This is a genomic window from Psychrobacter sp. TB67 (assembly GCF_000511065.1).
Classification (GTDB): Bacteria; Pseudomonadota; Gammaproteobacteria; order Pseudomonadales; family Moraxellaceae; genus Psychrobacter; species Psychrobacter okhotskensis.
In genome coordinates, this window is the sequence record NZ_AYYA01000042.1 from 1 (window position 1) to 8,007 (window position 8,007).

At 39.6% G+C, this 8,007-nt stretch carries 11 protein-coding genes; 4 read left to right on the top strand and 7 right to left on the bottom strand.

Features of this window, described 5'->3' with window-relative positions:
* Positions 1-31 precede the first annotated feature (31 nt).
* The 6 genes from W293_RS0106120 to W293_RS16715 all read right to left on the bottom strand — a co-directional run bounded on the left by W293_RS0106120 (position 32) and on the right by W293_RS16715 (position 5,023).
* Complete coding sequence (locus tag W293_RS0106120; protein WP_025651588.1) at positions 32-1,246, bottom strand: IS256 family transposase; 1,215 nt, start codon at positions 1,244-1,246, stop codon at positions 32-34.
* Between the two features lie 58 nt (positions 1,247-1,304).
* On the bottom strand, positions 1,305-1,514 hold the full coding sequence (locus W293_RS0106125; protein ID WP_025651589.1) for a hypothetical protein: 210 nt from the start codon (positions 1,512-1,514) through the stop codon (positions 1,305-1,307).
* A complete protein-coding gene (locus W293_RS0106130) occupies positions 1,507-1,812 on the bottom strand; it encodes a BrnT family toxin (protein ID WP_198015426.1) in 306 nt (101 codons plus the stop codon). The genes W293_RS0106125 and W293_RS0106130 overlap by 8 nt, the downstream gene beginning before the upstream one ends.
* Before the next feature lie 54 nt (positions 1,813-1,866).
* Complete coding sequence (gene repM, locus W293_RS0106135) at positions 1,867-2,808, bottom strand: replication initiation protein RepM (protein ID WP_025651591.1); 942 nt, start codon at positions 2,806-2,808, stop codon at positions 1,867-1,869.
* Between the two features lie 563 nt (positions 2,809-3,371).
* Positions 3,372-3,653 carry a hypothetical protein gene (locus tag W293_RS0106140; protein WP_025651592.1) on the bottom strand — a complete coding sequence of 94 codons (282 nt, stop codon included), beginning with the start codon at positions 3,651-3,653 and terminating at the stop codon, positions 3,372-3,374.
* Positions 3,654-3,916: 263 nt separating this feature from the next.
* Positions 3,917-5,023: a restriction endonuclease gene (locus W293_RS16715; RefSeq protein WP_025651593.1), complete on the bottom strand. Its 1,107-nt coding sequence runs from the start codon at positions 5,021-5,023 to the stop codon at positions 3,917-3,919.
* A 175-nt stretch (positions 5,024-5,198) separates the two neighbouring features.
* Between W293_RS16715 and W293_RS0106155 the strand changes: the two genes are divergently transcribed.
* From W293_RS0106155 to W293_RS17225, 4 genes are all read left to right on the top strand, one after another.
* Entirely contained in the window at positions 5,199-5,411 is a 213-nt protein-coding gene (locus W293_RS0106155) for a hypothetical protein (RefSeq protein WP_025651594.1), read from the top strand.
* Positions 5,412-5,413: 2 nt separating this feature from the next.
* The gene (gene mobQ / locus W293_RS16720) at positions 5,414-6,898 is read left to right on the top strand and encodes a MobQ family relaxase (RefSeq protein ID WP_025651595.1); all 1,485 of its coding nucleotides are present in this window, start codon (positions 5,414-5,416) and stop codon (positions 6,896-6,898) included.
* A gap of 72 nt (positions 6,899-6,970) precedes the next feature.
* On the top strand, positions 6,971-7,189 hold the full coding sequence (locus tag W293_RS0106165; RefSeq protein WP_025651596.1) for a hypothetical protein: 219 nt from the start codon (positions 6,971-6,973) through the stop codon (positions 7,187-7,189).
* Between the two features lie 16 nt (positions 7,190-7,205).
* Entirely contained in the window at positions 7,206-7,379 is a 174-nt protein-coding gene (locus W293_RS17225) for a hypothetical protein (protein ID WP_156915589.1), read from the top strand.
* A 145-nt stretch (positions 7,380-7,524) separates the two neighbouring features.
* On the opposite strand, the gene W293_RS0106175 is transcribed toward W293_RS17225, so the two are convergent.
* The coding region (locus W293_RS0106175) for an IS256 family transposase (RefSeq protein WP_025651597.1) at positions 7,525-8,007 on the bottom strand (483 nt) is incomplete at its 5' end.

The window sequence follows — 8,007 nt, forward strand, 5'->3', positions numbered from 1 at the left end:
GAGACCATCCCAAACTCTGTGTAACTGCCATTTAGATTAAATGCTTACTAATACGATCATCAAACATAATCATAAAGCGATTTAAAGCAGACGTCCAGTTACGAATGGGCATAGACCACTTTTTGGATGCCTGCTGAGTTGCTAAATAGACCACTTTAAATGCTGCCTGATCAGAGGGGAACACCTTACGCTTATTCACCGCTGTCCGAATCACACTGTTTAGCGACTCTATCGCATTGGTGGTATAGATGGCTTTTCTGATGTCTTTAGGGTAATTAAAGAACACCGTTAAGCCCTCCCAGTTATTGCGCCAAGACTTAACCACGTGCGGGTATTTCTCGCCCCACACCTCATCAAAGTGCTCAAGATTGGCCTCTGCCATCTCAAGCGTATCAGCGCCATAGATGGCCTTTAAATCAGCCGCTACGGCCTTCTTATCCGTCCATGGTACAAACTTCATGGAGTAACGCACCATATGCACGATACACAGCTGAACCTGAGCATTGGGATAAACCGTGTTAATGGCATCAGGGAAGCCCTTTAAACCATCGACACAAGCGATTAAGATGTCTTGTACCCCGCGGTTTTGTAGCTCAGTGAGAACACCAAGCCAGAACTTAGCGCCTTCATTCTCTGATAACCACATGCCAAGCAGCTCTTTTCTACCATCAAGTCCCACGCCTAGTGCCAGGTATATAGCCTTGTTGATGATCTGCTTGTCTTGACGTACTTTAACGACAATGCAGTCTAAGTAGACGATAGGATAAACACTGCTCAGCGGCCGGTTCTGCCAAGCGGTGATGTCCTCTAATATGTTATCGGTGACTCTTGAGACAAGAGAGCTTGAGATGTCGACATCGTAGAGCTCTTTAATGCTCTCTACGATCTCAGTGGTGGTTTGACCCTTGGCGTAAAGGAATATGATCTTGTCATCGAGACCTGAGATACGGGTTTGATGCTTACTAACGAGTACAGGCTCAAAGCTGCTATCACGGTCTCTTGGGGTAGAGATTTCAAGATCGCCTGTATCACTGCGGACGGTCTTTTTAGTGTGCCCGTTACGCTTATTAGGTTTATCCGCCTTTTCATGCTTGGGATAGCCGAGATGGTCTTCCATTTCAGCCTCTAAGGCAGTATCGATAAAGGATTGCATGAGCTGCTTTTGGAAGTCTTTGATGTCATCAAAGCTGTTCATGCTACCAGCCATTTGCTCGGCTAGTTTTTTAATGTCAGATTGAGTAGTCATTGCTTATTCTCCAGTTAGTGGATTATAAGCAGTTACACAAAGTTTGGGAAACTCCCCCCTAAGTATGACTATCAGCCATAATCTCCCTTATCCGAGCATTAACCGTCTTTCTAGTGCTTATATCTTGGTTTGACAACCAATCAATTACATCATCATCGAGCAGCCTATCTTCGGCTTGTGTGCTTCTTTGATGAGCTTTTTTTAACCGCTGCAAAGCAGGTACTTCAGAAGCTTTTTTAGCAGTAGAGAAGTTAAATTCTTTAAGCATTTTGATACCCCTTTTGTTCATGTCTGTTTGCTTTACGAGCAGAGATTAACCTATAACGAATATCTCTTAAAGTCCATGCCACATAAAGCAGGCGACCGTAAGAACTTACCCCAATAGTAATAAATCGCTGTTCACCATCATAACCCCTAACATCTTCATTAGTAAGAGCATTATCATCGTATAACAAAACGGTTAAAGCCTCATCGAAGCTTACGCCATGTTCTTTAATAACTAATTCAGCTTTTTTGCTATCCCATTCAACTACGATGCCATCAAAAATATTTTCAACAATTGGCAAGATAATTACTCCAATTCACAGTAATTTATATTTTATCTTGGCTATCTCTCGACCTCAACAGTCTAAGTAATCACGTATTGGACGCTTTGTGAATTTCGACGGGTCGCGCTTAAGACGATTTATCATCTCAAACTCCCATCCTTGTTCTGTTTGCCCTGCTGGACTGGTCGAGCTAACCAAGTGATTGTAATCTGCCATAAACTGCTTGTTGCGTGCAATACGCCCCAACTGCTTATCACTCAACCCTTCAACCATAAACATATCGCCATTGTCAGAGTTACGCTCAACACGTACTTCTTTTGGTTTTGTCTTCTCTAAAACAATAAAACTAAAACCTATAATCTTACGACCCTTCTTCTTTTGAGTGTAACTAATATTAAGGTCTGATTTTTCATTTATCTCTTCAACAGCAAGGTTTAAAACCCTCTTTTTGAAATTGCTCATGGTTTGATATTCGTCAAACTCTAGCCCTAACTGCCCTCTGAATTTCTCCAATTCAAATACAGGTGTTTTTTTGGCTTGTTTCCATTGAACCAGCAGCTCATAAAGCCTTACTGAATAATTACTATCCATTGCAGCCGTTTGTTCTAGTAAATATTTAGTAAAAAACTCTTCAGCCCCATCAATCCGAGTAATACCTTTTACTACGGCTGGAGTAAACACAACCTCAATCGCTCCTTCGTCATCTAAATATCTAACTTGAGATAACCAGCGAGATTTAACTAGCTTGCCTTCATCATCAATATAGCTAAAACGTCTGTTGAATAATGTATCTTCAGCGTCCTTCATCATTAGATAGCCGTTCTGACGAGTGGTATTAAAAACTTCAGCATATCTTTTGGCATCAATACGAAGTGGTATCTCTGCACTCAACCCCGTACCAGTTTCTCTAGCATCTACAACCGCCAGTTGCACAATGCGTATTTCTGATAGTTTTAGATTTTGTAGTACGGTGTTTAGATAGTTGGTTTTTACTACTAAATTAGATTTAGCCATAATAACTTCCATGTTCGAATACGTTTATTTAATTGTATCTTTAAGTACACTTTTATTCAAGTATTTGAATGGTAAGTAAACGTATTCGAATGGGTAAGTAAACGTATTCGAATGGGTAAGTAAACGTATTCGAATGGGTAAGTAAACGTATTCGAATGGAGGTTATAACCCTTTAATACCAATAGATACAGAGGACTTAAAAGCTGTTAAAAGCATTAAAAGCATTAAAAGCATTTTTGGTTGTTGATAACTACTTAAAAAAACAAAAGGAAAAAGCTGGAAAACACTACCCAATACTCTTCCTTGAAACATCGCCAATTGAATAGTAACATCAATTTTTACACTAAATTTAGTGAGGTAAGTTTATGTCTACAAAAGAATGTGATGTATGTTGCGGTATAGGTCTTATACAGAACAATATGGATAATCAACAACCGTGTTGGCAATGTGGTGGAAGCGGTAGTATAGAAGATAATAAATATTACGATGACGACGATGATGATTAAAGTAACGATACTAATAATTGTTACTCAATGATTATTAGTATCGTAAATAGCTCTATTTTAGCTCATATCACTTTGATTGCTACTTTTTGCCACCTTACTACCTATTTCGGCTTTAAAGCCCTCTAAACGGCTAATATCAGCTTTTCTAGTCACATATTTATCAATATCAGCTAAAATTTGTGGTATTCGGTCAGGTTCATTTTCAGCAATAGCCATAAGCATACCCCCAAGGACAAATTTTTGACCATTCAACGCCTTATCAATCTGTTCTTTCATTCGATTGGCTTTGTCTAATGCTTCTTGTCGCTTCTGTTCTAATTTTTTAATAGTGGTACTCATTACAAGTCCTTTGGTTTGAGTTTTAAGGTGGCAAACTAGATAATGCCCAGAATATTTATGAATATAAATATTTTAGGTATCACATCAGTTGCATCATTGATGAGTGCAAAATAAAAAGCTATACAAAATATTTTCGAATTTTCCATGAGATCTTCCTCGTTTAAGATTGAGGAGCTATCTTTTCATGGTTTACTACCTTACGATCAGGGGTGTTCCAGTAGAACTAAACCCTTGTTATAAATAACATTTTATAAATCGACATATCATATACTTTTGAAAAAACTAGCATTCATTTGCAAGAGCGGCTCGATATTTTTTCTCTCCACACCAATTTCGTATTCAATCATTAAATCAACTAAGTCTTCACCGCCAATAAGAACTATATTGGCCTTGTCAGCAGCAAAATCTTTTCCTGCTTTAGAAAAGTTAGCGTTAGTCACAAAGTAACCTTGATGATAGTTTCTGTAATGCGATAAAGTACCTAAAAACTCACGTATCGGCTTCACACCAATATTTTTTGAATAAAGCTTACATTGAATACAATATTCTTGGCTGCCTTTAAGTCTCGTGTTGACTATCACCGTGCCATCAATGCCCCCATCTGCTGTCTGGCCTGTATGCTGATATGAAACGTCTGCTCTTATATTTTCTTGTTTGAGTACATTTGATAAAAGTAGTAATACAAATTTTTCAAACTTTAATGGAGTTAATTGGTTGATCGTATTAAGTATGTCAGCCCTTGAAACACTTGTAGAATATTCATTAAGTGAGTTTTTGTTATTACCGATAATTACATCTAAAATACTAGTACACTTAGCAATAATATGAGTTAGCAATGGATCTAAATCTTCTCCGTAGGCTGCTTGGTTTAGCCTCTCATACTCTTTAAAAAGATAACCCCTGACTCTATTGGTATCACCTAGACACCTTTCATCAAATTCTGTCTGAATATAGTTATTCATTTCCAATCCTATAAGCCAAAGACAAAACCTGTTATCCGTATCTATTTCATCAAATATTTTAGGCGTAATAGTTTCATTAATATTCAAAAATTCTAGGGTCTTATAATCATAATTAGATACTAAGTTAAAGCATGAGTTTTTAATTAATCCAAAAGAGTCCAAGATAGTAATAGCAAGATTGCCTAGCTCATCATAGCAACCACTCATTGACTCCTCATCATACTCAATATCAAAATTACTCAAGAATTCTAAGCTTTTTTGTTCATCAGTTATATCAACTTTTTCATCAACATATTTTTGAAAAGCAGTCATAGTTATAGGCTTCTTTGCTGCTAAGTCAGACTTCATGAGCTGAATAGATGCATTTAAAATATCACCAAAGCTTGGAAGTTTTATTATATTTTCCATAGTTCACACTTATTAATTAATAGAATTTTTAATACGCAATGTTTAAGTCCCACTGACTAAGTGCGAACTTACGAAAACTATGCTAACATTCCACTACGTTACAGTATAGCAAGTTTTCATAATTCGCAAAGGGGACACCCCCTTGACCCCCAAAAAAATAAACAGGTCTATTAAGATGAAATTTATAAATATAGATAACCAAATTATCAATTTAACAAATGTAGTATCTTTAGTTCTCATAAAAGATAACGAAGAGGAAGAGGTTCGCTACATTGAAATAAATTTTTTAGGCGATATTAGCCCTCAAAGATTTTCTTTCGGAAAGGAAGCACTTGTAAGTGTCTGGGAAACTTTACAAAAAGAGCTGAATATAATTTCAATTAGATAACTATGGCAATTTATCATCTATCGACTAAGCCAGTATCACGCAGTAGCGGAAGAACCGCCACTGCGTCTATTGCTTATCGTGCCGGTATTGCTATCAAAGATGAACGCACCGGCAAAGAACACGACTACACTAAAAGAAGTGGCGTAGTGTTTACTCAACTACACACCCCTAATAATTTACAGATTGATAGGGCGGAGCTTTGGAACTTAGCCGAGACAACCGAAACACGTAAGAACAGCAGAACGGCAAGAGAGATTGTTGTTAACTTGCCGTATGAGCTAGACGAAAGCTGCCGTAGTGAGTTAGTGAATGACTTCGCTAAGGATTTAGCCAATAAATACGGTGTGGCGGTTGATGTGGCGGTTCATTTGCCTGATGCAGAGGGCGATAACCGCAACCACCACGCCCATATCATGCTGACTACTCGCAAACTGGAACGGCTAGAGAGTGGACGCATAGCCCTCACTAGCAAATCACAGCTAGAAATGAGTAATACCCAGCTCAAAGAGCGTAACCTACCCACTGCTAGGGACGAGCTGAAGCTGATCCGCAAGCAATGGGCGGACTTAACTAACGACTACATGAAAGAACGCAATATTCCTGTAACGATAGACCACAGAAGCCACGCAGAGCGAGGACTTGACCAGCTACCCACACAAAAACTAGGTTGGGAAGCGTCAGCGATGGAACGTAAGGGTATTGCTACCGACAAGGGCAACTACAATCGTATGGTTAAGGAATATAACCGTACGATGAACCAAGTAGCGGTTCTCGATAAGAGCATACAAGACCTAAAAGAGCAGCGAGAACAAAGCAATGACAGAGCTAGAGACAGAATTGAAAGAACAATTAAACTTACTGAAAGCGCAGCATACAACACAGCTTGGGCAGCTAAAAGAGCTGGACAAGTCAACGAGAGAGTTAATGACAGTCAACAAGGAATTGAGGGCGCAGAACGAGCTATTAACGCATCGACTGGAGCAATCAACCAAGCGGATAGAAGAATTGCTGAACATCAACGCCAGCTAGAAGCCAAACAAGGAATTAAAGAGTTATACACCCAAGCCGTAAAAGGTGAGCAGGCTGTAAATGCTTATGACAAAAGGCTTGCCGACATTGAACGCCAGTTTGAGAACGTCAATCTTAAACCTCTAAGGACAGAACTAGCCCAGCATCAAAAGGCATATGATGACGCAAAAAAACCTATGATGACCAGTCAAAGCAAGTGGGAAAAGCTGAAGCTAGAAAAACGGACGATATTGCGAAACCTAGAACATCAGATAAGTGTTAAAGAGTTTCAAGACAAGGGTAAACGTGAGCAGCAAGCCAAAGACTGGATAGCCAAGAACGAACCGCAAATCGTGCAAGAAGCAAAGCAAGGTCAGCAAGATATTAAGGAATACAGGAAGCAGACAGAACCCCAAAAGACCCCTCAACAACAGCAAGTTCGTATTGTGCGAGATAATGATAAGGGCATGGAACTATAGTTTTCTACAGGTACTAATAGTTTACAGTGAACGTACTCACATAAGCGAAAAGTAATAATAAGGAGAGATACCATGAGCGACAAAATCAAGTCAGGACACCCAACACAAGGCACTTTAAATTGGTTAGAGCTGGTAGAGTTGAATGCAAGGTTGATGGGTGAAGATGAGGACTTCAGAGAGCTACAGCTCAAACAAGTATCATCAAGAGCTACCAATTGGGGCAAGGACGCACAGAAGCACGTAGAGCAGCGGATAAGACGCTCACAAGCGCCACACTTAGAAATCAAATAATCAAAAGGGGTGCAAAATGTCTATTTTAAACTCTATCAAAAACCTTCAAGAGTACGGCAACAATCCCAAGAACGGCTACATGGACAATATTTTTTTAGACCTTGTTAAGCAGAAACAAAGACTAGGTAAGGCTTTGACTAAAGAAGAGCAAGAGTTTTTAGACAATCGCAGAAATCACGATGATAACTAACTATGACAGATTGACGGTAAGCTAGCGTCCTAGCGGTTGTTGGGTCAGAGATAGCCAGGACAGGCGAAAAGATGCCTGATCTTGGCTATCTCTCGACCTTAGAAGCCCCTAAGTGAGACCATCCCAAACTCTGTGTAACTGCCATTTAGATTAAATGCTTACTAATACGATCATCAAACATAATCATAAAGCGATTTAAAGCAGACGTCCAGTTACGAATGGGCATAGACCACTTTTTGGATGCCTGCTGAGTTGCTAAATAGACCACTTTAAATGCTGCCTGATCAGAGGGGAACACCTTACGCTTATTCACCGCTGTCCGAATCACACTGTTTAGCGACTCTATCGCATTGGTGGTATAGATGGCTTTTCTGATGTCTTTAGGGTAATTAAAGAACACCGTTAAGCCCTCCCAGTTATTGCGCCAAGACTTAACCACGTGCGGGTATTTCTCGCCCCACACCTCATCAAAGTGCTCAAGATTGGCCTCTGCCATCTCAAGCGTATCAGCGCCATAGATGGCCTTTAAATCAGCCGCTACGGCCTTCTTATCCGTCCATGGTACAAACTTCATGGAGTAACGCACCATATGCACGATACACAGCTGAACCTGAGCATTGGGATAAAC

Coding starts and splice junctions, on each gene's coding strand:
- W293_RS0106140 (WP_025651592.1), bottom strand. CDS start 3,653: ATGAGTACCACTATTAAAAAATTAGAACAGAAGCGACAAGAAGCATTA.
- W293_RS17225 (WP_156915589.1), top strand. CDS start 7,206: ATGTCTATTTTAAACTCTATCAAAAACCTTCAAGAGTACGGCAACAAT.
- W293_RS0106165 (WP_025651596.1), top strand. CDS start 6,971: ATGAGCGACAAAATCAAGTCAGGACACCCAACACAAGGCACTTTAAAT.
- mobQ (WP_025651595.1), top strand. CDS start 5,414: ATGGCAATTTATCATCTATCGACTAAGCCAGTATCACGCAGTAGCGGA.
- W293_RS16715 (WP_025651593.1), bottom strand. CDS start 5,023: ATGGAAAATATAATAAAACTTCCAAGCTTTGGTGATATTTTAAATGCA.
- W293_RS0106120 (WP_025651588.1), bottom strand. CDS start 1,246: ATGACTACTCAATCTGACATTAAAAAACTAGCCGAGCAAATGGCTGGT.
- repM (WP_025651591.1), bottom strand. CDS start 2,808: ATGGCTAAATCTAATTTAGTAGTAAAAACCAACTATCTAAACACCGTA.
- W293_RS0106155 (WP_025651594.1), top strand. CDS start 5,199: ATGAAATTTATAAATATAGATAACCAAATTATCAATTTAACAAATGTA.
- W293_RS0106125 (WP_025651589.1), bottom strand. CDS start 1,514: ATGCTTAAAGAATTTAACTTCTCTACTGCTAAAAAAGCTTCTGAAGTA.